At 46.1% G+C, this 23,928-nt stretch carries 23 protein-coding genes; all 23 read right to left on the reverse strand.

Going from position 1 to position 23,928, the window contains the following annotated elements; all coding sequences use genetic code 11:
- Window positions 1-68: 68 nt before the first annotated feature.
- The gene (gene rbfA, locus OWN49_RS00965) at window positions 69-422 is read right to left on the reverse strand and encodes a 30S ribosome-binding factor RbfA (protein ID WP_003154185.1); all 354 of its coding nucleotides are present in this window, start codon (window positions 420-422) and stop codon (window positions 69-71) included.
- 16 nt (window positions 423-438) lie between these two features.
- Entirely contained in the window at window positions 439-717 is a 279-nt protein-coding gene (locus OWN49_RS00970; protein ID WP_003154188.1) for a DUF503 domain-containing protein, read from the reverse strand.
- The gene (infB, locus tag OWN49_RS00975) at window positions 714-2,861 is read right to left on the reverse strand and encodes a translation initiation factor IF-2 (protein ID WP_077722206.1); all 2,148 of its coding nucleotides are present in this window, start codon (window positions 2,859-2,861) and stop codon (window positions 714-716) included. Before infB ends, OWN49_RS00970 begins: the two co-directional genes overlap by 4 nt.
- A 19-nt stretch (window positions 2,862-2,880) precedes the next feature.
- Window positions 2,881-3,183 carry a YlxQ family RNA-binding protein gene (locus tag OWN49_RS00980; protein WP_003154192.1) on the reverse strand — a complete coding sequence of 101 codons (303 nt, stop codon included), beginning with the start codon at window positions 3,181-3,183 and terminating at the stop codon, window positions 2,881-2,883.
- A gap of 1 nt (window position 3,184) precedes the next feature.
- Entirely contained in the window at window positions 3,185-3,460 is a 276-nt protein-coding gene (rulR, locus tag OWN49_RS00985; protein ID WP_003154193.1) for a glucose-induced regulator RulR, read from the reverse strand.
- A gap of 13 nt (window positions 3,461-3,473) precedes the next feature.
- Complete coding sequence (gene nusA, locus OWN49_RS00990; RefSeq protein ID WP_003154195.1) at window positions 3,474-4,595, reverse strand: transcription termination factor NusA; 1,122 nt, start codon at window positions 4,593-4,595, stop codon at window positions 3,474-3,476.
- A 39-nt stretch (window positions 4,596-4,634) separates the two neighbouring features.
- Complete coding sequence (gene rimP / locus OWN49_RS00995; RefSeq protein ID WP_003154197.1) at window positions 4,635-5,105, reverse strand: ribosome maturation factor RimP; 471 nt, start codon at window positions 5,103-5,105, stop codon at window positions 4,635-4,637.
- A 239-nt stretch (window positions 5,106-5,344) separates the two neighbouring features.
- Complete coding sequence (locus OWN49_RS01000) at window positions 5,345-9,658, reverse strand: PolC-type DNA polymerase III (RefSeq protein ID WP_176283320.1); 4,314 nt, start codon at window positions 9,656-9,658, stop codon at window positions 5,345-5,347.
- Window positions 9,659-9,769: 111 nt separating this feature from the next.
- Window positions 9,770-11,464 carry a proline--tRNA ligase gene (locus OWN49_RS01005; RefSeq protein ID WP_176283319.1) on the reverse strand — a complete coding sequence of 565 codons (1,695 nt, stop codon included), beginning with the start codon at window positions 11,462-11,464 and terminating at the stop codon, window positions 9,770-9,772.
- 31 nt (window positions 11,465-11,495) lie between these two features.
- Entirely contained in the window at window positions 11,496-12,764 is a 1,269-nt protein-coding gene (gene rseP / locus OWN49_RS01010; protein ID WP_088005384.1) for an RIP metalloprotease RseP, read from the reverse strand.
- A 6-nt stretch (window positions 12,765-12,770) separates the two neighbouring features.
- Window positions 12,771-13,922, reverse strand: coding sequence for a 1-deoxy-D-xylulose-5-phosphate reductoisomerase (dxr, locus tag OWN49_RS01015; protein ID WP_070081828.1), 1,152 nt, complete (start codon window positions 13,920-13,922; stop codon window positions 12,771-12,773).
- A 55-nt stretch (window positions 13,923-13,977) separates the two neighbouring features.
- Window positions 13,978-14,775 carry a phosphatidate cytidylyltransferase gene (locus tag OWN49_RS01020; RefSeq protein ID WP_146283526.1) on the reverse strand — a complete coding sequence of 266 codons (798 nt, stop codon included), beginning with the start codon at window positions 14,773-14,775 and terminating at the stop codon, window positions 13,978-13,980.
- A 3-nt stretch (window positions 14,776-14,778) separates the two neighbouring features.
- The gene (locus OWN49_RS01025) at window positions 14,779-15,561 is read right to left on the reverse strand and encodes an isoprenyl transferase (RefSeq protein ID WP_003154211.1); all 783 of its coding nucleotides are present in this window, start codon (window positions 15,559-15,561) and stop codon (window positions 14,779-14,781) included.
- Window positions 15,562-15,686: 125 nt separating this feature from the next.
- Window positions 15,687-16,244, reverse strand: coding sequence for a ribosome recycling factor (frr, locus tag OWN49_RS01030; protein ID WP_003154212.1), 558 nt, complete (start codon window positions 16,242-16,244; stop codon window positions 15,687-15,689).
- 2 nt (window positions 16,245-16,246) lie between these two features.
- A complete protein-coding gene (pyrH, locus tag OWN49_RS01035) occupies window positions 16,247-16,969 on the reverse strand; it encodes a UMP kinase (RefSeq protein ID WP_003154213.1) in 723 nt (240 codons plus the stop codon).
- 145 nt (window positions 16,970-17,114) lie between these two features.
- Window positions 17,115-17,996 carry a translation elongation factor Ts gene (tsf, locus tag OWN49_RS01040; protein WP_003154214.1) on the reverse strand — a complete coding sequence of 294 codons (882 nt, stop codon included), beginning with the start codon at window positions 17,994-17,996 and terminating at the stop codon, window positions 17,115-17,117.
- A gap of 99 nt (window positions 17,997-18,095) precedes the next feature.
- Complete coding sequence (gene rpsB / locus OWN49_RS01045) at window positions 18,096-18,836, reverse strand: 30S ribosomal protein S2 (RefSeq protein WP_003154215.1); 741 nt, start codon at window positions 18,834-18,836, stop codon at window positions 18,096-18,098.
- A gap of 143 nt (window positions 18,837-18,979) precedes the next feature.
- Window positions 18,980-19,453, reverse strand: a complete 474-nt coding sequence (locus OWN49_RS01050) for a DUF6115 domain-containing protein (RefSeq protein ID WP_077722202.1) — start codon at window positions 19,451-19,453, stop codon at window positions 18,980-18,982.
- Between the two features lie 27 nt (window positions 19,454-19,480).
- On the reverse strand, window positions 19,481-20,245 hold the full coding sequence (sigD, locus tag OWN49_RS01055) for an RNA polymerase sigma-28 factor SigD (protein WP_003154217.1): 765 nt from the start codon (window positions 20,243-20,245) through the stop codon (window positions 19,481-19,483).
- A gap of 26 nt (window positions 20,246-20,271) precedes the next feature.
- A complete protein-coding gene (gene cheD, locus OWN49_RS01060) occupies window positions 20,272-20,772 on the reverse strand; it encodes a chemoreceptor glutamine deamidase CheD (RefSeq protein WP_003154219.1) in 501 nt (166 codons plus the stop codon).
- A complete protein-coding gene (gene cheC, locus OWN49_RS01065; protein ID WP_014417781.1) occupies window positions 20,769-21,398 on the reverse strand; it encodes a CheY-P phosphatase CheC in 630 nt (209 codons plus the stop codon). The genes cheD and cheC overlap by 4 nt, the downstream gene beginning before the upstream one ends.
- 15 nt (window positions 21,399-21,413) lie before the next feature.
- The gene (gene cheW, locus OWN49_RS01070; protein WP_003154225.1) at window positions 21,414-21,887 is read right to left on the reverse strand and encodes a chemotaxis protein CheW; all 474 of its coding nucleotides are present in this window, start codon (window positions 21,885-21,887) and stop codon (window positions 21,414-21,416) included.
- 22 nt (window positions 21,888-21,909) lie between these two features.
- Complete coding sequence (gene cheA, locus OWN49_RS01075; protein WP_176283318.1) at window positions 21,910-23,928, reverse strand: chemotaxis protein CheA; 2,019 nt, start codon at window positions 23,926-23,928, stop codon at window positions 21,910-21,912.

Genomic DNA, 23,928 nt, shown 5'->3' on the forward strand with positions numbered 1-23,928 from the left:
TTGTTATCAATTGTATCCCGTAAAACGCAGAAAAGAGGACAGACGACACTCGCCCATCCTCTTTCCCGTTATTCAGACGGTTTATCTGAATGCAGTTCGTGAATCAATGTTTCAATACGATTGCCGTACTCAATTGATTCATCAAATTCAAATTCAAGCTCAGGCGTTTTGCGGAGTCTGATTCGGCTGCCGATTTCGGAACGGATAAATCCTTTCGCTTTCTCAAGCCCTTTCAGCGCCTCCTCTTTCTTTTTCTCTCCGCCGAGGACGGAGATATACACCTTCGCTATTTGTAAATCACCTGAAACACGTACGTCTGTTACAGTGAGAAATCCGATTCTCGGGTCTTTCAGCTTTCGGCTGATAATATCCCCGAGCTCTTTTTTCATCTGCTCGCCGACACGGTTTGCTCTCATACTCAATTCAATCACCTCTAAGTTAAAACCACTCTGTTCTAGTGATCGTCCGTTCTATCTCGGGAAAGGAGTCAATAAACGCGAGTACACGCTGGATCTCCTTTTCCGCCTGAACGTGAGAGGAGGAGACGACGGCGATTCCGAAGCTGGTCCGCTGCCAAGTGTCCTGATAGCCGATTTCTGCGGCCGACACGTTGAACTTATTCTGAACCCTCGTTATAATCCGCTTCAGAACGGCTCGTTTCTCCTTTAATGATCCCGCATCATAAATGATGCATTCACATTCCGCAAATCCGATCACTTTCTTTCGATTTCCTGCATGACATACGCTTCAAGGACGTCGCCTTCGCGAATGTCATTGTATTTCTTAATCGTTATACCACATTCATATCCTTGTGAAACTTCTTTCACATCATCTTTGAAGCGTTTCAGAACGTCTACTTCCCCTTCGAAGATGACCACGCCGTCACGGATCAGGCGGAGTCCGCTGTCACGTGTAATGTGGCCGTCTGTTACATATCCGCCGGCAATCGTGCCGATTTTCGACACTTTGAATGTTTGGCGCACTTCAACCTGACCGATGACTTTTTCTTCGTACTCAGGATCAAGCATTCCTTTCATCGCCGCTTCAATTTCTTCGATGACTTTGTAAATGATACGGTGAAGACGGATATCTACATTTTCAGCTTCAGCCGTGCTCTTAGCATTTCCGTCTGGGCGCACATTAAACCCGATAACGATTGCATTTGAAGCAGATGCGAGAATAATGTCTGATTCCGTAATCGCACCGACGCCTGTGTGAATGATTTTCACTTTTACGCCTTCTACTTCAATTTTTTGAAGAGCGGCTGTTAACGCTTCGGCTGAACCTTGAACGTCAGCTTTTACGATTAAATTGATGTCTTTGACATCGCCTTGTTTAATTTGTTCAAACAGATCATCGAGGCTCAGCTTCGCTTTGTCGCTGCGCTGTTCTTCCAGTTGCTTGGAAGCGCGTGCTTCACCGACAGAACGGGCTGTTTTTTCATCTTTAAAGACGAGGAATTGATCGCCAGCCTGCGGTACGTCGTTTAAGCCCGTGATTTCTACAGGTGTGGACGGTCCGGCTGTTTTCACGCGGCGGCCGAGATCATTGACCATGGCCCGCACGCGGCCGAATGTATTTCCGACAACGATCGGATCTCCGACATGCAATGTTCCCGTTTGAACGAGAAGTGTCGCGACAGATCCTCTTCCTTTATCGAGCTCAGCTTCAATAACCGTTCCTTTTGCCTGACGGTTCGGATTGGCTTTCAGCTCTTCCACTTCACTGACAAGCAGAATCATTTCGACAAGCTCGTCAATTCCCTTGCCTGTAAGAGCGGACAGAGGAACGAAAATCGTTTCTCCTCCCCATGCTTCAGGAACGAGTCCGTATTCAGTCAGCTCCTGCATGACACGGTCAGGGTTCGCGCTTTCTTTATCCACTTTATTCACGGCAACGATAATCGGAACCTCAGCCGCTTTCGCATGGTTGATGGCTTCGACTGTTTGCGGCATAACGCCGTCATCAGCCGCTACGACTAAAATGGTAATATCAGTTACTTCCGCACCGCGCGCACGCATTGTTGTGAACGCCGCGTGTCCCGGAGTATCTAAGAACGTGATTTTTTTGCCGTTTTCTTCGATCTGGTACGCCCCGATATGCTGGGTGATTCCGCCGGCTTCACCTTCAACAACCTTTGTTTTTCTGATGCTGTCAAGAAGGGTCGTTTTCCCGTGGTCAACGTGGCCCATGATCGTCACGACAGGCGGACGGGTTTGAAGATCTTCTTCTTTGTCAGCCTCTTCATACTTTTCAAGCTCAGTTTCTTCGAGCACAATCACTTCTTCTGTTTCCACACCGTATTCAGATGCGATCAGTTCGATTGTGTCTTTGTCAAGCTCCTGGTTAATCGTAGCCATTACGCCCAGAAGCATCAGTTTTTTAATGAGTTCAGACGGTTCTTTGCCAAGTTCTTCGGCTAAGGCCCCGACTGTTAAAGAGCCGGAAAACGTAATTTTCTCAGGAAGCTCTTTTTTCGGTTTCAGCGGTTTTTGCTGATACTGATTTTTGTTGTTATGATTGCGTTTGTTTTTGTTTTTGTTGTTGTTGTTCTTCTTGTTTTTGTTAAATTGATTATTCTGCACGTCATTCTTCTTTCCGTCTCGAATTTTGTTTGGTTGATTCCCAGCAGGCTGCTGATTAATCCCTTGCGGCTTGTTTTTGTTCGTTTCCGCAGGCTTCTGAGATGTAACGCCGGCGCCGCCTTTTTTAAATTTCGCATCAAGCTGCTTAATGGTCTTTTCTTCAAGCATTGCCATATGGTTATTTACTACTATATCCATGTTTTTCAGCGCAGTCAAAATTTCCTTGCTTGAAACATTGATGGCTTTTGCATATTCGTAAACTCTCATTTTAGCCATTCGTTCACCCCCAAAAATATTAATCGAGCAAGCTGATCAGCTTATTCGCAAAACCTTGGTCAGTGACGGCGACAACGACACGTGATTCCTTGCCGATAGAGCGGCCGAGATCCGCGCGGCTTTCGACTTTTTTATAAGGCACTTTATAATAATTGCATTTATCGGATACTTTTTTTGCAGTATTCGCAGATGCATCTTCTGTCAGCAGAACAAGTTTTGCACGCGCATTTCTAATTTCTTTTATAACCAAGTCCTCGCCCGACACGACCTTACGAGCTCGATTGGCCAGACCCAGCAAGGGAAACCATTCCATTCCAGACATGTTATTTTTTCACCTTTTCCGCCAGTTCCAGCAATTCTTCGAAAATCTGGTCATCGATTTGTGATTGAAATTGATTTTGCAATGTGTTTTTCTTTTTCGCAGCTAAGATGCATTCTTTCTCAAGGGTGATATAGGCACCCCGCCCGTTCTTCTTTCCGGTCGGATCGACTGAAATCTCTCCTTCTTTAGAACGGACAATTCGGATCAGTTCCTTTTTAGGCTTCATTTCCCCCGTTACCACGCATTTGCGCAGAGGAATTTTTTTTCGCTTATTCACCTAAAGTCACCTCTTATTCATCCGATTCGGCTGTTTCAGGCTCCATAAAGAGCGGCTCTAAATCGTCATCTTCTTCATGCTCTCTCGGATAGATGCCAAGGTCTCTTGCATCCGTTTCACTTTTGATATCGATTTTCCAGCCTGTCAATTTCGCGGCTAAGCGGGCGTTTTGCCCTCTTTTTCCGATTGCCAGAGAAAGCTGGTAATCAGGAACGATGACAGTCGTGGCTTTTTCTTCTTCGCTGACGATGACATCCAGCACTTTAGACGGGCTGAGCGCATTGGCAACAAATTCAACCGGATCATCAGACCAGTTGACGATATCAATTTTTTCGCCTTTCAGTTCATTGACGATCGCCTGCACCCGCTGGCCTTTAGGACCGACGCATGAACCGACCGGATCAACGTCAGGGTCATCAGTGCGGACGGAGATTTTAGAGCGGTCGCCCGCTTCTCTGGCAACGGATTTCAGTTCGACCGTTCCGTCATAAATTTCCGGCACTTCGATTTCAAAAAGACGCTTCAACAGGCCAGGATGCGTTCTTGATACATAGATCTGCGGCCCTTTTGTCGTTTTTTCGACTTTTGTGATAAATACTTTAATCCGATCGTGCGGTTTATAGCTCTCATTCGGCATTTGTTCATTGACGGGCAGCAGCGCTTCAATCTTGCCGAGAGACACGTAAATAAACTTGCTGTCTAAGCGCTGTACAATTCCCGTCATGATGTCTTCTTCACGATCGATAAATTCTGAGTAAATCACGCCGCGCTCAGCTTCACGGACACGCTGCGTCACCACTTGTTTCGCCGTCTGCGCAGCAATGCGGCCGAAGTCTTTCGGCGTTACTTCTATTTCAACGACATCTCCGACAAGGTAGTTCGGATGGATGTGCTGGGCGTCGTCAAGCGAGATTTCAAGTCTTGAATCGTATACCTCGTCTACGACATCCTTTCTTGCGAACACGCGGATCGTGCCCGTCTCACGGTTCAGATCGACCCGTACGTTTTGCGCCTGGTTAAAATTTCGCTTATACGCGGAAATTAAGGCAGCTTCAATTGCTTCGATGATAATGTCTTTACTGATGCCTTTTTCTTTTTCAAGAATAGTGAGAGCATCTAATAGTTCACTGCTCATGTTAGCGGTCTCCCCCCTTAAACACTAATACTTCATTCATTAAAATGTTACAGCTAATCTCGCGTTAGCTATTTTTTCATACGGAATATTGACCCGTTTCTTTCTTGTTTTGACCGTCATCTCTATTGTAACAGTTTGTCCATCAAATTCAGCCAATTTGCCTTCAAACACTTTTAAACCGTCAATCGGTTCGTACGTTTTCATGTACACATTTTTGCCCAGTGATTTTTCGAAGTCGGCTTTTTTCTTTAATGGACGCTCGGCTCCAGGAGAAGATACTTCAAGAAAGTAGTTCTGAGTGATCGGATCGGCCTCATCCAGCTTTTCGCTTAACGCTTCGCTGACTTTGGCGCACTCCTCAATATCAACACCGTTATCGGAATCAATAAACACGCGAAGGAACCAGTTTTGACCCTCTTTGACAAATTCAATGTCTACGAGTTCAAGCTGAAGGTCATCCAGTATGGGCTGAGCCATTCCTTGAACGGTATCAGTCACTTTTTTGCTCATGTTTTTCCTCCTTGTGCTGTCGATATCATATCAGCCGTTCCTCTGCATAAAAACCCTGCTTCAAAAGAGCAGGGGCATTGAGAAAACGATGGACATGTCGAGGCAAAATTGCCTGTTCAATACAAAAGAGCGGGTTTCCCCACTCTTTGCCTCGGTAATCGTTAGCATTTCCAATAAAACTATACCATAACCATATATTTAATGCAAATCTAACTCCGCTCGGAGGCTGTGCACAAAGCTTAAAACAGAGACAGCTGATTTTGGTCCGGAAGCGACTCAAGACAGCCGTGACGGTCTAAATACTCTAAAATGGTTTTTGACACTTTTCCGCGTTTTTGAAGATCCTCTTTTGAAAGGAACTCCCCTTCTTCCCGCGCTTTCACAATATTGAGAGCGGCGTTGGTTCCGAGTCCCGGAATTGAGTTGAACGGCGGGATGAGACTGTTGCCGTCAATGATAAATTCCGAAGCGCTCGAACGGTATAGATCGACCTTCTGGAAGGAATAGCCGCGCTCACACATTTCAAGCGCAAGCTCTAACACGGTAAGGAGGTTTTTCTCCTTCGGCGAAGCATCAAGCCCTTTAGAGCTGATATCATCCATCACCGCTCTGATGGCGGTCGAGCCTTTAATCATTGTATCAATGTCAAAGTCATCTGCGCGGACGGTAAAATACGCAGCATAATATAAAAGCGCGTGATGCACTTTAAAGTATGCAATCCGCACCGCCATTAATACGTATGCGGCGGCGTGGGCTTTCGGGAACATGTATTTGATTTTTTTGCATGAATCAATATACCAGTTCGGCACATTGTTCTTTTTCATTTCTTCTTCCCATTCCGGCGTCAGGCCTTTGCCTTTACGCACGAATTCCATGATTTTAAAGGCCAGTGAAGGCTCAAGGCCCTGATAGATCAAGTAAACCATAATGTCATCACGGCAGCCGATCACTTCGCTCAGTTCACACGTATTGTTGTGTATCAGTTCCTGCGCATTGCCGAGCCATACGTCCGTTCCGTGGGAAAGCCCGGAAATCTGGACAAGCTCGGAGAACGTCGTCGGCTTCGTATCCTCAAGCATCTGCCGCACAAATCGCGTCCCGAATTCAGGAATACCGAGCGTCCCCGTTTTACAGCCGATCTGCTCTTCAGTGACGCCGAGCGATTCTGTACCTTGGAAAATCTTCATAACTTCCGGATCATCTGTCGGAATCGTCTTCGGATCAATTCCGCTTAAATCCTGGAGCATCCGAATGACTGTCGGATCATCGTGCCCCAATATATCAAGCTTCAGCAGGTTGTCATGAATGGAGTGGAAGTCAAAATGAGTCGTTTTCCATTCAGACCCCGTCGCATCTGCCGGGAATTGTATCGGGGAAAAATCGTAAATATCCATGTAATCCGGGACAACGATAATCCCCCCCGGGTGCTGGCCGGTCGTTCTCTTAACGCCGGTGCAGCCCTGCACCAGACGGTCGATCTCCGCGCCGCGCATGTGTAGGTTGTGATCACCCGCATAGCCTTTCACATATCCGTAAGCCGTCTTTTCCGCAACGGTGCCGATCGTTCCCGCGCGATACACGTTATCTTCACCGAACAGCACTTTCGTGTAGTTATGGGCATGGGGCTGATACTCACCTGAGAAGTTCAAGTCGATATCGGGTACTTTGTCACCTTTAAAGCCTAAGAACGTTTCAAACGGGATATCATGCCCGTCCTTTTTCAAAGGTGTGCCGCAAGACGGGCAGCTTTTATCCGGAAGGTCAAAACCGGAACCGACTGATCCGTCATTAAAGAATTCGGAATATCGGCAGCTCGGGCACACATAGTGCGGAGCGAGCGGATTCACTTCAGTGATTTCCGTTAAGGTCGCCACAAGCGATGAACCGACGGACCCCCGGGAGCCGACGAGATAACCGTCATCCAGAGACCGTTTTACAAGCTTATGAGAGATGAGATAAATAACGGCGAATCCATGACCGATGATGCTTTTTAATTCTTTTTCTATTCTCGCTTCCACAATTTCAGGAAGCTCTTCACCGTAAATGCTTCTGGCGCGCTGATAGCTCATTTCACGGATTTCTTCATCAGCTCCGTCAATTTTCGGCGTGTACAGATCGTCTTTGATCGGTTTGATCTCATCGATCATCGAAGCGACTTTCTGCGTATTGTCAACCACGATTTCTTTCGCTTTTTCCGCACCGAGAAAGGAGAAAGCATCCAGCATTTCATCTGTCGTTCTGAAGTGCACTTTAGGCAGTTCGTGCCGGTTTAACGGGTTGGCGCCGCCTTGGGAAGATATTAAGATCTTCCGGTAAATTTTGTCCTCATCGTTTAAATAGTGGACATTTCCGGTGGCAACGACCGGCTTATTCAATTTTTCCCCGAGCTTCGTGATGTTGGCGATGATTTCTTTCAGCGCTTTTTCATCCCGGACGAGCTCAAGCTGCAGAAGGTGTCTGTATACTTCCGGCGGCTGCACTTCAAGATAATCATAGAATGATGCGATATCTTCAACCTCTTCAGGTGATTTTTGCATCATGCCTTCAAAGACCTCTCCCCTGTCACAGGCAGAGCCGATTAACAGACCTTCTCTGTATTTATTAAGCTGCGACCTCGGAATGCGCGGCACTCTGTAGAAATATTGAATATGAGAAATGGACACGAGCTTAAACAGATTTTTAAGGCCGGTCTCATTTACGGCAAGCAATGTAGCGTGATAAGGCCTTGATCTTTGATAAGCATTGGATTGTCCCATATTCTCATTCAGCTGATCATGATAAAAAATGTCTTTTTCAGCGGCATCTTTGAGCATTTTCAACAGCAGGTAGCCCGTTGCTTCAGCGTCAAAGACCGCTCGGTGATGCTGGGTTAATTCGATATCAAACTTCTTACATAACGTATTTAAGCGGTGATTTTTAAACTCAGGATACAGGAAACGCGCGAGTTCCAGCGTATCAATAACCGGATTTTTCGCTTTTTCCGTTTTCAAAAGACGCTTGTACGCCACATTTAAAAATCCCATATCAAAGCTGGCGTTATGAGCCACAAGCACGTCATCGCCGATCCATTCTTTAAAATCCCGGACGACGTCAACGACATCGGGAGCGTCGCGGACCATGTCGTCCGTTATCCCGGTAAGCTCTATCGTCGTTGCTGACAGCGGATGGTGCGGATTGGCGAACGCTTCGAATTTATCGATGATTTCTCCGCCTCTTATTTTGACTGCGGCAAGCTCAATGATGGTGTCATACACTGCGGACAGACCTGTCGTTTCAACGTCAAAGACGACGTATGTGTCTTCTTCCAGGAGACGGTGAGCTGGATTGTATGCGATCGGAACGCCGTCATCCACGATATTGGCTTCCATTCCGTATATCATTTTTATGCCGTGTTTTTTCGCGGCGGAATAGGCATCCGGGAAAGACTGCACAACGGCGTGATCAGTTAACGCAATCGCTTCATGTCCCCATTTTTTCGCCTGTTCGACAAGCTTTCCGATGCCCGTTACAGCATCCATTTGGCTCATCGGAGAATGCAGATGAAGCTCAACCCGTTTTTCGCCTTCAGGAGCGGTGTCTTCACGGGTTTTGGCTTTTATTTCATTCACGTCATTTGCAATCATGACGAGGTCTCTGACGAATGTATCGTTTTGAATGCTTCCCCGCGCCTTCACCCACATGCCTTTTTTCAGCGTTTTCATCAAAGCGGCGTCTTCTTTTTCTCTGGCGAACATTTTTACTAAAATGCTGTTTGTATAGTCCGTGATTTTGAAAATGCAGAGCGTGCGTCCGCTTTTCAGCTCGCGTGTTTCAGCATCAAACACAAACCCCTGCACCGTAATTCTTCTTTCTTCATCCATGATGCTGTCAAGCGTCCGGATTTCTTCGTTCTCTTTAATTTGATAGCCGATGACAAGCGGGCCGGACGGCGCTTGATCCTCATCGCCCTCTTTTTCCTTCTTCTCCATTTCGATAAGCGCCTGCATCGCCCGCTCCTGATCTTCAGCAAGCTTTTGCTCGCGGAATTTCTGGACTTCTTGGTCAGATACGAAAATTTCGGTATCCAGCTGCAGTTCCGGAAATCCGAATTGGCGGTAGCTGTGCTGAATCAGTGTGCTGTATTTATTTTTGAGCGCCGATGCTTCTGTATCTGTTTTTGTTTTCACGATCAGTTTGTTTCCCTTGAGCTTCGGCTTCTGCTGATTCAAAAGAGCCACCATCGGCGGCGAGGTTCCTTCAAGCTCTTCAATACAGCGTGTCCAATAATCCTGTACAAGCTCCTCTGTCACTGTAGGATCGATGACCTGAACAGACGATGTGACACGGGCGATGTGAGCAAACGATTGTGTTAACCTCATCATGAATGAATCATATATTTGATACGGCAAAAGAGCCTTAAAGCGAAATTGGAAATGCCAGGCTTTTTCTGCTTTATGGATTGTCAGTTTATCAATCTCTCCGTCTTCAAAGTATGTCATGAAGGTATCATCTGTCATATTAAGCTGCTGCAGAAGAATCTGAAACTGTCTTCTGTTTACTGATAACTGTTCCATTCAGACAGTATCCCTCCCTTAAAACATCATAAGTGAAGGTACCTCCGCAGGTGATGAGGTACCTTCTTTTTTCTCTATTTTAACATGATTTTGGACGATTCGTTATGGTGATTACTTCGTCTTAATAAATTCAGAAAGCTCATCCACTGAAACTTCGGCAGATTCACCGGTTTTGCGGATTTTCACTTCTACGATGCCTTCGTCGGCACGTTTTCCGACAGTGATGCGGATCGGAAGGCCGATCAGATCAGAATCAGCAAACTTCACGCCTGCGCGTTCAGCGCGGTCATCGTATAATACCTCATAACCTTCCGCCTGGAATTTGCCGTAAAGCTGTTCAGCAAGCTCTTTTTGCGCTTCGTTTTTCATATTCAGCGCCAAAATATGAAGATCATACGGAGCAACGCTCTTCGGCCAGATCAAGCCTTTTTCGTCGTGATGCTGTTCAGCGATGGCTGAAAGCGTTCTGGACACGCCGATTCCGTAACATCCCATCAGCATCGGCTGCGCACGCCCGTTTTCATCAAGGTATGTCGCATTCATCGCTTCAGAGTAACGCGTGCCGAGTTTAAAGACTTGTCCGACCTCAATCCCTTCAGCGAAACGGATCGTGCCTTTTCCGTCAGGTGACGGATCGCCTTCCTGAATGATTCGAAGATCGGCGTATGCTTTTACAGACGCGTCACGTTCGATGTTTACGTTTCGGTAATGACGGTCTTTTTCATTCGCGCCGCAAACGGCGTTTACCATTACTTTCACGGCTTGGTCGGCATAAATCTCAATGTCGCCGGCAGCGCCGATCGGCCCCGCAAATCCCGGCTCCGCGCCAAGTTTCTCCGCTACTTCTTCATGAGACGCAAGCTCAACCACTTCCGCGTTCAGAAGGTTTTTCACTTTCACGTCATTGACCTCATGATCGCCTCTTACTAACACGAGAACAAATCGGTCATCCGCTTTAAACAGCATTGATTTGATGCAGGCGCTCGGCTCAATATGCAAGAACGAAGCGAGCTCTTCAATGCTTTTGACATTCGGCGTATCAATTTTCTCCAATGCCTCGGGTGTTTCATCTGACGGCTCGCTGTTCATGACAACTTCCGCCATTTCCGTATTGGCTGCGTAAGAGGATCCATCGGAATAAGCGATGGTATCTTCCCCTATTTCAGAAAGAGCCATAAATTCATGCGTGTCTTTTCCGCCCATCGCGCCCGAGTCGGCAATAACGGGACGGACGTTTAATTCACAGCGTGCGAAAATGCTGCTGTATGCGCCGTACATGTTTTGGTACGTTTCCTCCAGACTTTCTTCAGAAGCATGGAAAGAATACGCATCTTTCATGATGAATTCGCGTCCGCGCAATAACCCGAAACGCGGGCGTTTTTCATCTCTGAATTTAGACTGGATCTGGTAAAGAGTGAGCGGCAGACGCTTATAAGATTTCACCTCATCGCGCACGAGAGAAGTAATGACTTCTTCATGTGTCGCGCCTAAAGCAAATTCACGGCCGTGGCGGTCTTTCAGACGCATTAATTCAGGCCCGTACGTATACCATCTGCCTGATTCCTGCCATGTTTCAGCCTGCTGAAGGGCCGGCATCAGCATTTCCACCGCGTTGATTTTTTCCATTTCTTCACGCACGATCTTCTGAATGTTTTGAATGACCCTGTAAGCCAGGGGCATGTAGCTGTAAACCCCGCTCGTATTTTGTCTGATAAATCCCGCTCTCAGCAGAAGCTTATGGCTTTTTGCTTCAGCATCAGCCGGCACTTCTCTCAGGGTCGGAATAAGCGTCAAACTTTGTCTCATGTCTTCGCACCTCTGATTTTTTACTAGTCAATTATAAGAATAAACGCTGGATATCGTTCCATGTGACAACCAGCATAAGAAGCATTAAGAAAGCTACGCCGATAAATACGACAAATGCTTCCTTGTCACGGTTTATCGGCTTGCCGCGGATTGCTTCAATGAATAAAAACAGCAGCCGTCCGCCGTCAAGCGCCGGTATCGGCAGCAGGTTGACGATTCCCAGGTTGATGCTTAAAAACGCCGCAAACTGGAATAGGTTGATAATACCGGTTTTTGCAACTTGATCCGTCATATCATAAATGCCGACAGGGCCCGAAAGCATATCAAGCTTAAACTGGCCTGTCACAAGTTTGCTCAGATTGGTCAGGATCGCTTTTGTAACATCAACGGTAGATGTCGCGCCGTAAGCAATCGCTGCAAGCGCGCCTTTTTCAGTCGGCGCATAAGAGCCGAAGCGGCCGATTGTTTTTTTATTTTCATCTTTTACAGCTTCAGGTGTAACCGAGATATGAAACGATTTGCCGTCCCGTTTGACGGCGACATCGATTTTTTTCCCGGGATTTTCTTTTACAGCTGTCACGATGTCGGTCCATGACCTCATTTTTTCACCGTTAATGCTCTGGATATAGTCGCCTTCTTTTAAACCGGCAGCAGCTGCGCGTCCATTGTCTGTCAGCTTCCCGAGCTCAGGCTGATTCGAAGGCACGCCTTGAATAAATCCGAGCATGACGAGAATGACATACGCTAAGATGAAGTTCATTATCGGACCGGCAGCAATCGCCTTAATCCGCTTCCATACGGGTTTAGACCCGAATTGTCGATTGTAAGGCGCAATCTGCACTTCTTCTCCGTCTACGATAAAAAAAGAGGTCTGACTGACAGTAAAGCCCGCCAGTTCATCTTCTTTCCCCTGCTCGTACCCGGTAATCTTCATTTCGTGCTCAAGATCAGCCGTCTCCACCTCGATAATTAAAGCGTCGGGATATTTTTCCTTTTGATTAATGATGACTTTTTCCACTTCGTCCTCTTTATTAAAAAGAAGCCCGACGGTATAACCGGGTTTGACTTCGATCATCTCCGGGTCTTCACCGGCCATGCGGACGAACCCTCCGACCGGAAGGAGTCTGATCGTATACACGGTTTCATTCTTTTTAAATGAAAAGATTTTAGGGCCGAAGCCGATCGCAAATTCACGGCAAAGGATTCCCGCTCTTTGGGCGAGCAATAAATGCCCGAGCTCATGGAAAAAAACGAGCGTTCCGAAAATAATAATAAACGCGATAACTGTATTCACGAACATACCACCTTATGTGAGTATTGAATTAACGTATCCCCGGGTGTCTTTGTCCACTTCTTGGATATCCGCAAGACTCGGATCCTGAATTACGCTGTGGCGGTCCAATGCTTTTTCAATCAGGTCCTCAATCGATAAGAATGAAATCCGTCCGGCAAGAAAAGCGGCAACGGCTTCTTCGTTGGCCGCATTTAAAACCGTCGGCATCGTTCCCCCTATTTTACCTGATTCAAAGGCAAATTGTAAGCAGCGGAACCTTTCAAAGTCAGCTTTCGCAAAATGAAGGCTTCCGATCTCCCATAATTCAAGCCTTTTTGCTTCAGGCAGAGGCAGCCGGTCCGGATATGTCAGCGCGTATTGAATCGGCACCCTCATGTCCGGATTTCCAAGCTGGGCGATGACGCTTCTGTCGTGAAATTCAACCATCGAATGAATGATGCTCTCTTTATGTAATACAACGTCAATCTGTTCATACGGAATGTCAAACAGCCAATGCGCTTCAATGACTTCAAGCCCTTTATTCATCATTGTAGCCGAGTCAATCGTAATCTTTGCACCCATCGACCAGTTCGGGTGATTAAGGGCGTCGGCAATCGTTACAGACTCAAGCTCCTGCCGCGTTTTATCTCTGAAACTGCCGCCGGATGCCGTAATGATCAGGCGCTCGATATTTTTGCTCTGTTCGCCTTGCAGCGCCTGAAAAATAGCGGAATGTTCGCTGTCGACCGGAAGAAGAGGAACACCGTATCGTTTTGCGTGTCCTTTCACTATATGCCCGGCAGTGACGAGAGTTTCCTTATTTGCAAGCGCAATTGTTTTTTTCTGTTCAATCGCTTTCAAAGTCGGGATTAAACCGACGCTTCCAAGCAGCGCATTGACCACGATATCCACTTCGTCCATGACTGCCGCTTCAATCAGGCCTTCTTCTCCGATGCCGATTTGGCATTCATGAGAAAAAGACGCTTCTTTCACTTTTTGATATGTATCCATGTCGCCGACTGCTACATATTTCGGCTGAAACGTTCTGATCAACGGGATCGCTTTCTCGGCGTTTTTACCGAAAGTCATCGAGACGAGACGGAACTGATCTTGATGCATGCGCAATACGTCTAACGTCTGCTCCCCTATTGATCCTGTTGCTCCTAAAAGACAAATATTCTTCAAAATGCCACTCCCATTCTATGCGTCCAGATCGGTCTTATTTTCATATTAGCCTTTCTCATGAAAAAAGCGCAAGCAGAAAGTATAAGAACGGCATGACAAACAAAAAGCTGTCAAATCGGTCTAAAATGCCGCCGTGCCCGGGAAGGATTTTCCCCGAATCCTTCACATCATAGTGCCGCTTAAGCGCTGATTCAACCAAATCCCCGATCTGTCCGAACACAGACAGAACAAGCGTGATGACCAAAAGAACCAGGTATGAAATCGGAAGGTGCGCAAACAGCTGAAAAACAGCCGTAAAAATAAGGGCGATGACAATACCGCCGAGAAACCCTTCCACCGTTTTGTTGGGACTGATTTCGGGCCACAGCTTCCGCTTCCCGAGCGACTTTCCGACGAAATATGCGCCTGAGTCCGTTGACCATATGACAACGCAGGCATAAAAGATATACAAAAGCCCGTTTGTTTCAATGTTTCTGATTTCAATAAAATAATGAAAACACAGTCCGATATATACCGTCGCGAGAACGATAAACCCGACTTCGTCAAACGTAAAGGTGTTTTTCACGAGCACCGTATAGCTGAGCAGAATCAATACGGCGAAAATCGTTACTTCCATTTTCGCATCGAAAAAATGATATTTGTCCGGCATCATATACACCCATAACAATAAGAGGCTGATCAGACCCGGAAAAGAAAAAAATCTGAGCTTTTTCATCCGCAAAAGCTCAAAAAGCGCTATACTTCCCATCACGTAAACAAATACGGTGAACGGCAATCCTCCGAAAATAACCAAAAATAAAAATAGTGCCGCTGCCAGAACACCTGTTAACAATCTTTGTTTCATTTCCACCATCCTCTAAATTCCGCCAAACCTCCGGCCCCGCTGCTGAAATTCTCCCACTGCCTGCAGAAAGTGATCTTCTTTAAAATCGGGCCACAGGACATCTGTAAAAACAAATTCACTGTAAGCCACCTGCCAAAGCATAAAGTTGCTCAGTCTGATTTCTCCGCTCGTTCTGATGAGCAGCTCCGGGTCCTGGATTGATTCTGTCATTAAATGCCCGGAAAAGAGCGCTTCATCAATGTCTTCGATATTCAGCGTGCCGCTTTTCACCTGTTCGGCCAATGCTTTTGCCGCATTGACGATTTCCGTGCGTCCGCCGTAGTTCAAAGCGAAATTGAGAATCAGCCCGTCATTTTGTTCTGTATCTTTTACGGCCTTCTCAATCGCCCTGTACGTATGAGAAGGGAGCGCGGATTCATCTCCGATAATTTTCACCTGTACATTTTCCTCTATCAATTCAGGAAGATACGTATTCAGGAACTCTTCCGGAAGCTTCATCAAAAAGTCGACTTCCATCTTCGGGCGCTTCCAATTCTCAGTTGAAAACGCATAAAGAGTCAGAACTTTAACGCCGAGCTGATTTGCGAGCTTTGTCACCCTTTTTACCACTTTCATTCCTTCATGATGTCCGGCAATCCGCGGGAGTGAGCGCTTCTTCGCCCAGCGTCCGTTTCCGTCCATAATAATGGCAATGTGTGCGGGAATTTCACCCTTCAGTATGTCTTCTTTTGTATACCGTTCTAAGTTGGAAGCCGCATTCTGCTGATTCTTCCAATTTTTGAGTATGTTGAGCATGAGATTCCTCCGTCACCCAAAAAGGTTGCGTTGCTGATGATCAATGTAATCAACAGTATTAACAAAAAAACCCCCTGTAAACATGAGAGGGTCTTTTCACATTATCTATTGTACATAGTTTTTCATTAAACTTCCATGATTTCTTTTTCTTTGTCCTTCGTGACACTGTCAATTTTTGACACATATTCATCTGTCAGCTTTTGAACGTCTTCACTGGAAGCACGAAGCTCGTCTTCTGTAATGTCCCCGTTTTTCTCAAGTTTTTTGAGGTCATCGTTGCTGTCACGGCGGACATTACGGACTGCTACTTTCGCTTCTTCCGCGTATTTTTTCACGACTTTGACAAGTTCTTTACGTCTTTCTTCCGTCAGAGCCGGGATCGCGATGCGGATAATTGTTCCGTCACTTGTCGGAGTTACGCCAAGATCAGCTTTCAGGATCGCTTTTTCAATATCGCCGATTGCCGTTTTGTCATACGGTGTGACAACAAGCATACGCGCTTCAGGCACATTGATGGAAGACAGCTGGTTTAAAGGTGTTTGGGCACCGTAGTATTCTACTGTCACTTTATCCAATAGAGATGGGTTGGCACGTCCCGCGCGGACTGACGCCAATTCACGTGAATAAGCAGCAACCGCTTTTTCCATGCGTTCTTTTGTTTGTGTTAATACTTCGTTTGACAACGTTATTTCCCCCTTACGATCGTTCCGATTGATTCGCCGATTACGGCACGCTTAATATTTCCTTCTTCCATAATAGAAAAGACGATCAGCGGAATATCATTATCCATACATAGTGAAGAAGCCGTAGAATCCATGACTTCCAGCCCGTCTTTTAACACATCGAGATAAGATAATTTTTCGTATTTAACAGCTGACTCATCTTTTCTCGGATCGGCATTATACACACCGTCGACATTATTTTTCGCCATTAAAATCACATCCGCTTCGATTTCAGCGGCACGCAGCGCTGCGGTTGTGTCCGTAGAGAAATAAGGGTTTCCTGTTCCCGCGGCAAAAATCACAACGCGTTTTTTCTCCAGGTGGCGGATGGCTTTTCTTCTGATGTAAGGCTCAGCGACCTGACGCATTTCAATTGATGTCTGCACTCTGGACTGAATTCCGAGCGTTTCCAGGCTGTCCTGCAGGGCAAGTGAGTTCATGACAGTAGCAAGCATGCCCATATAATCGGCCGTCGCACGGTCCATTCCTAAGTCACTGCCTGTTTTTCCGCGCCATAAGTTGCCGCCGCCTACAACTACGGCCACTTCGACGTCAAGCTCAGCGATTTCTTTTACCTGTTTAGCGATGGATTGGATAACAGTCGGATTAATGCCGTTTCCCTGCTCTCCTGCCAATGCTTCTCCGCTAAGCTTTAAAACGATACGATTGTATTTTGGTTTTTCCATAATAACCTCCAAGTGTAAACATTGCCGTTTCCTATTATGCAAGAGAAAAAAAGGTTTGTAAATATAGTTTTAAAAATAGGGAACACAAGTAGTGTCCCCTATACTGCCTGAAAAGCCGCGAAAGATTCGCCAAGGCTTTCCGCCATTATTTTTTCACTTGGTTCATAACTTCTTCAGCAAAGTTTTCTTGGCGTTTTTCAATGCCTTCTCCAACTTCGTAGCGGACGTAAGTTTTAACAGATGCGTTTTTCGCAGCCACAACTTGTTTCACTTTTTCGTCTGGGTTTTTAACGAAAGCTTGGTCTAATAAGCAAATTTCTTCGAAGAATTTGTTCAGACGGCCTTCAACCATTTTAGCTACGATGTTTTCCGGTTTGCCTTCTTGAAGAGCTTGCTGAGTCAGGATCTGACGCTCATGGTTTGCTTCTTCTTCAGACACTTGGTCGCGGGAAATATAACGAGGATTTACCGCTGCAACATGCATCGCGATGTCTTTTGCAAGATCTTCGTCAGTTGTTCCGCTAAGAACGGATAATACGCCGATGCGGCCTCCCATGTGAAGGTAAGCACCGAACGCTTCGCTGTCTTCTTTTGTAAGAACAGCAAAACGGCGAAGAGTGATTTTCTCTCCGATTTTAGCAACGTTGCTTGTGATGTATTCTTCAACAGTAGAACCGTTTTCCATCTTTTGACCCATCGCTTCTTCAAGATCAGCAGGAGCGTTTGCAAGAAGGTGGTCAGCAAGCGTGTTCAGAAGCTCTTTGAAGCCTTCGTTTTTCGCAACGAAATCAGTTTCAGAGTTTACTTCTAAGATAACGCCTTTGTTGCCGTCAGTTTTAATAAGAGTAGAACCTTCAGCAGCGATACGGTCAGCTTTTTTAGCCGCTTTCGCAATTCCTTTTTCTCTCAGAAGGTCGATTGCTTTGTCCATATCTCCGTCAGTTTCAGTCAATGCTTTTTTACAGTCCATCATACCAGCGCCTGTTTTTTGACGCAGTTCTTTTACCTGCTGTGCAGTAATAGCCATTTGAATTCCTCCTTATATGTGTAAACAAGATATGTATAGATACATTTTTCTTGAAAAAAGGTGATAAAAGGCAGTCCCTCTTATCACCTTTTGATTAGGTTACGCAGTTGTCGTTTCTGTTTCAGGTGCAGTCTCTTCAGCAGCTTCCGCTTCTTCTTCGCCTTGCTTCGCTTCAAGAATAGCATCTGCCATTTTAGAAGTAAGAAGTTTGACAGCGCGGATTGCGTCATCGTTTGCAGGGATTACGACATCAATTTCATCAGGATCACAGTTTGTATCTACGATTCCGATGATAGGAATGTTCAATTTGCGAGCTTCCGCAACAGCGATGCGCTCTTTGCGAGGATCGATGATGAATAATGCATCAGGAAGATCCTTCATGTCTTTAATTCCGCCGAGGAATTTTTCAAGACGCTCTAATTCTTTTTTCAATTGAACAACTTCTTTTTTCGGAAGTACTTCAAATGTACCGTTTTCTTGCATTTTCTCGATGTCTTTCAGACGCTTAATGCGTTTTTGGATTGTTTCGAAGTTTGTCAGTGTACCGCCCAACCAGCGTTGGTTGACATAGTACATGCCAGAGCGTACAGCTTCTTCTTTAACAGAATCCTGAGCTTGTTTTTTTGTGCCGACGAAAAGGATTTTTCCGCCTTCAGCAGCAAGGTTTTTCGTGAAGTTGTAAGCTTCCTCTACTTTTTTCACTGTTTTTTGAAGGTCAATGATGTAGATTCCGTTACGCTCCGTGAAAATGTAACGCTTCATTTTTGGGTTCCAGCGGCGTGTTTGGTGGCCGAAGTGAACACCAGCTTCAAGCAATTGTTTCATAGAAATAACTGACATGTGATTTCCTCCTAATAAAATGGTTTTTTTCCTCCGCTTAGGTCATTTTTGTGCAGAACTGCCGTTTGCAGCACCCTCTGCATAAATCGTTAAGCGTGTGTATTTAACACCAAGACATAATATAACACAGCTTTATGCGACAATCAAGAATCCTTTACAGCTTTGCCGCGAAATTTTAAAAACAGCTCGATTTCTGTCTTTCCGCTCTGCACCCGTTTGGCGATTTCCGCGGGGGTGAGCCCTTGTTCATATAATTCTGAAACACGTTCTTCAAACGAATGCGCGCCGCTGTTTTCATCACTTTCAGCCCGTTCCGTTGCACTGATGAGCTTTTCCATATGGTCCGGAATATCAGGCTCTTTTTTCGGTTCCGGCCGGGGTTCGGCGTCTTCTGCGTCAGGTGCTTGATCATTCCGGTTTTTTGCGTCTTCGAGTCTTTCATTTTCTTCTTTCAGCTCAAGCAGAAACGCTGCAAGAGTGTTTTCCGTCTCTTCAAGAATCTTCTTCTGCTGGCGCTCCGTCTCCTTGAGGGCTGAAAACCTCGTGTACAGAATAATGACGGCATAAAGCAGTACGCCGTGAAGCACAAAGCTTAAAAGCCATAATAGTGTTGACATGTTTTTCACTCGCTAACCATGAGTTCATTATTGAATTACTTTTTCAAGCAGGTGCTTTAATTTAAACAGCGCTTTTGAATGAATCTGTGAAATCCGCGACGTCGAAAGGTTCAGGACTTGTCCGATTTCGGTCAAAGTCAGTTCTTCTTTATAGAATAAACTGACGACAAGCTGCTCTTTTTCAGAGAGCTCGTGAATTTTGCCCGCCAGCTGAGCGATCAGCTCGTCTTTCATGATTTTTTCTTCCGGCGGCACATTTTTGTCATCTCTGATCATCACTTGAATATTCTCACCGTCATCCTGGTCGTGAAGCTTTTCATCAATTGATAAGAGATTGGCAAAAAATCCTTCATTCATCGTTGATACTACGTCCTGCTCCGTCATCCCCAGCTCTTCTGCGATCTCTGAAGGCGTCACATTCCGAAGGTAGCGCTGTTCAAGTTTTTCGATCGCCGCTTCGACTTTTTTTGTCTTCTCCCGTGAAGTTCTGGGCAGCCAATCTTCTTTACGCAGCCCGTCGATGATTGCACCGCGAATTCTAAACGAGGCATAGGTATCAAATTTTAAATCCCGGCCGGGGTCAAATTTTTCCAGGGCATCATATAAACCAAGCATACCAAGGCTCATTAGATCGTCTTTATGCACCGATTTCGGCAGTCCGACGGAAATTCTGCCGACATGATATGTGACCAGCGGCATGTAACGGCGCATTAAATCATCACCGGCTTTAGGATCTTTCCACTCTTTCCAGCGCGACCAAAGCACCTGATCTTCATAATTCAAGGATTGCATTGTTATCCCCCTACCTCATACCTTTATTAAATCGTTGTTTCACCTTGTTTAACAGTTCGAATGTGCAGCATGCAGGACTTTGGCTCAAATTCAATCGTCCGGCCGCTTGAGCCGCCCGTATCTTCACTGATGACCGGAATGTTATACAATGAAAGCTGCTCTTTGATGGCCGCTACATTCCTCGGACCGATTTTCATCAGGTCGTTTGTCATTTTAAACTTAAACATCTCCGCTCCCCCGGCGAGTTTTGCCTTCAGGGCAAACTTGCGGCAGCCGGCTTTCAAAAGCATATCAATCGTCATCTTAACGGCGGTGTCCGCGTATTTTGCACGGTTGAGCTCCGCCGTTTTTGATAAACCGGAGTCCGGCAGCATGACGTGAACGAGTCCTGCCGTTTGTTTGTCTTTATCGTATAAAACCAGCCCCACGCATGAACCGAGTCCCGAGGTTCGGATTTTATCTGGGTAACGCGCGACTTGAACATCCGCAATCCCCACTTTAACGACTGCGGCTTCCGCACGGCTCATAAAGCCGCACCCAATGAGACGAAGAGCTTTTCAAAAGAATCATAGTCCGGCAGCATAAACATGTGGGCTTTGAGCTCCTGCCGGCTGCCCTGGTCAAAAATAGAAGTATCCACGACAATGGCATGCTCTCCGACTTGGCTGAGCTCCATCAGTCCTTCACTGATAACCGCGCCGAACATATCAAGTGAGATTTCCGGCACGCTCGGGTAAATCTCAAGCTTTGTCAAATCAGCCAATGCCGTTAAATAGGAGCCTGCTAAAATATTGCCGAACTCATGTAAAGCAGAAGAACTCAAATGATCTTCACCCAACTGGTCAATATCAAAATCCGGATTTCCGATCAGCTCTCTGATAAACTGTTCCGCTTGATCAAAAGGCATGATGAGAAAGATAGAACCGGTCATGTCGCCTTCCATTCTTAAAAAGATACTGGCGACCGGCGTTTCAGCCCCGCCGAAAAAATCAGCGAGCTCATCAAATGTCAATAAAGTCGCAAACGGCACTTCCATGTCTATCTTTCTGTTCAGCAGCTGAGCCATGGCAGAAGCCGAGTGACCCGCCCCGATATTTCCGACTTCCCGCAAAATATCCATCTGCTCTTCTTTGATCGCTTCAAACTTACTCATGTTGTCTTTTCCCCTTTAAGCATTCGGCTCTCCGGACGCAGATGCCGAAGCACCTTTATCCAGCACCGCATGCGCATCGATAATATTGAGGAGCCTGTTATCTTGCTTGACGATCTGTTTAATCCACACATCCGTTTCCTTTGTCTGGCTTTCAGGCGCGGATTCAATTTCATTTTCATGCACGGTGATGACGTCATTGGCCTCATCCACGACCCATCCGACATCGGCGTCACGGTAAGAAATGATGATAATCCGTGTCTCTTCTGTGATGTCCTGTTCAGGCTGGTTCAGACGTTTTCTTAAATCAAGAACCGGGGTAATCACTCCGCGTAGATTGATAACGCCGCGGATATAAGATTCCACCCCCGGGACCCTCGTCGGTTTTTGCCACTTTTCAATTGATTTCACCTGGGAAACTGAGATAGCGTATTCTTTCCCGTTTATCATAAACACAATCATTTTTTCACCTGTTTTGATTTCAGCAGTCATGCGGGCACCTCCTCGTGTCGTTTTAGTAGATCAGCGCATTGCAATCAATAATCAGCGCCACTTCTCCGTTTCCGAGAATCGTAGCGCCGGAAATCGCAAAGACGTTCGTCAAATAGTCGCCGAGTGATTTCAGTACGACTTCCTGCTGTCCGATAAAAGAGTCCACGACAAAAGCAGTGGATTTATCGCCCTTTTTCACGACGATTACATGGAACTGATCGGCATCCTGTTTTGAATCCGTAATGCCGAATTCTTTTTTCAGATAGACGATCGGAACGATTTGGCCTCTGAAATCAATCACTTCTCTGTCATGCGTCTGCAGGATATCTTTCTTATCAATAACAGCCGTCTCTATAATAGAAGAAATCGGTATCGCAAACGTCTCTTCTTCCAGTTTAATGAGAAGAACGGATATAATTGAAAGTGTCAGCGGAAGCTGGATACTGAAAAGAGAACCTTGACCTTCCGCGGATTTGACACTGACAGAGCCGCCGAGTGATTCGAGTTTATTTTTTACGACATCCAGACCGACGCCCCGACCTGAAATGTCAGAAATTTGATCGGCAGTCGAGAAGCCAGGAGCAAAAATAAGCTCGTAAATCTCATTATCTTCAAGCGTTTCAGCATCACGTTCGGTGATTACACTCCGCTCGAGCGCTTTTTCAAGAATTTTCTTTCTGTTCAGGCCGGCCCCGTCATCTTCAACCTCAATAAAGACATGATTGCCGCTGTGATATGCCTTAAGCACGACATGACCCGATTCCGGTTTTCCTTTATTCACCCGCACTTCAGGCGATTCAATGCCGTGATCGATGCTGTTTCTGATTAAATGCACAAGCGGATCGCCGATTTCATCAATCACCGTGCGGTCCAGCTCCGTTTCAGCTCCGATGATGGACAATTCGATTTTCTTGTTTAATTCCTTTTGAAGCTGGCGGATCATTCTCGGGAAACGGTTAAAGACGGTTTCTACCGGCACCATCCGCATATTAAGAATAATAGACTGAAGGTCGCCCGAAATTCTGGTCAGGCGTTCAACGGTTTCAGTCAGCTCATTGTGGTCAAGCTCTTTGGCGATCTGCTCAAGACGTCCGCGGTCAATGACAAGTTCTTCAAAAAGATTCATTGAAGAATCCAGCCTTTCAATGTTGACACGAATCGTTTTCGAGCCGCTGTGATGCTTCGGCTGTTCTTCCGTTTTCGCTTGCGGCTTCGGCTGTTTTTCAGCCTTTTTAACCGGAGTTTCCTTCACCGGTTCAACCGCTTGCGGTTTTTCGGCCGTTTTTAACGGCGCACCGGCAGAAATTTCGACTTTCTCCACTTCTGAAATGCCGCTGATGAGTTCTTTAATTTCTTCAGCAGGCTGCTTTGTCAAGAAACACACCTGAAAATCCGTTCCGAAATCTTCCGTCTCAAGTACTTCCGCGGCGGGTATCGTTTTTGCGACTTCCCCGGCTTCATTCAGCTTTTCAAATATCATGTACACGCGCACGGCTTTGAGCATGCAGCTTTCATTCAGGGAAACCGTTATTTCATAGCGGCTGAATCCTTGCTCTTCCGCCTCTTCAATAACAGTCCGTTCGAACTCATCATAATTCCATTCAGTTGAAGTCTGTTGTTTTGAAGCCGGCGGTTCTGCTGTTTCGGCTGAAGCCGCAGTCTCATGCACCGCATTTACGTCGAGCTTCGCACTTACTTCAGAAATATCACGTTTGCCGTCTCCTCCGTCAATAATGGACTGCACCATCTCTTCAAGATGATCAAGCGCTTCAAACAGCACGTCCAGCCAATCCGATGTAACGGGCATTTCTCCGTTGCGGATGGCGTCCAGCACATTTTCCATCAGGTGGGTTAAATGCGCCAGATCTGTATATCCCATCGTTGCGCTCATGCCTTTCAGCGTATGGGCAGCTCTGAAGATGTCATGCACAAGCTGAAGGTCTGCCGGATCTTTTTCCAACAGCAGCAGCTTTTCGTTACATGTCTGTAAGTGCTCTTTACTTTCATCAATAAAGACATCTAAATATTGATTCATATCCAA

This window comes from Bacillus sp. NEAU-242-2, assembly GCF_027853835.1.
GTDB lineage: Bacteria > Bacillota > Bacilli > Bacillales > Bacillaceae > Bacillus > Bacillus velezensis.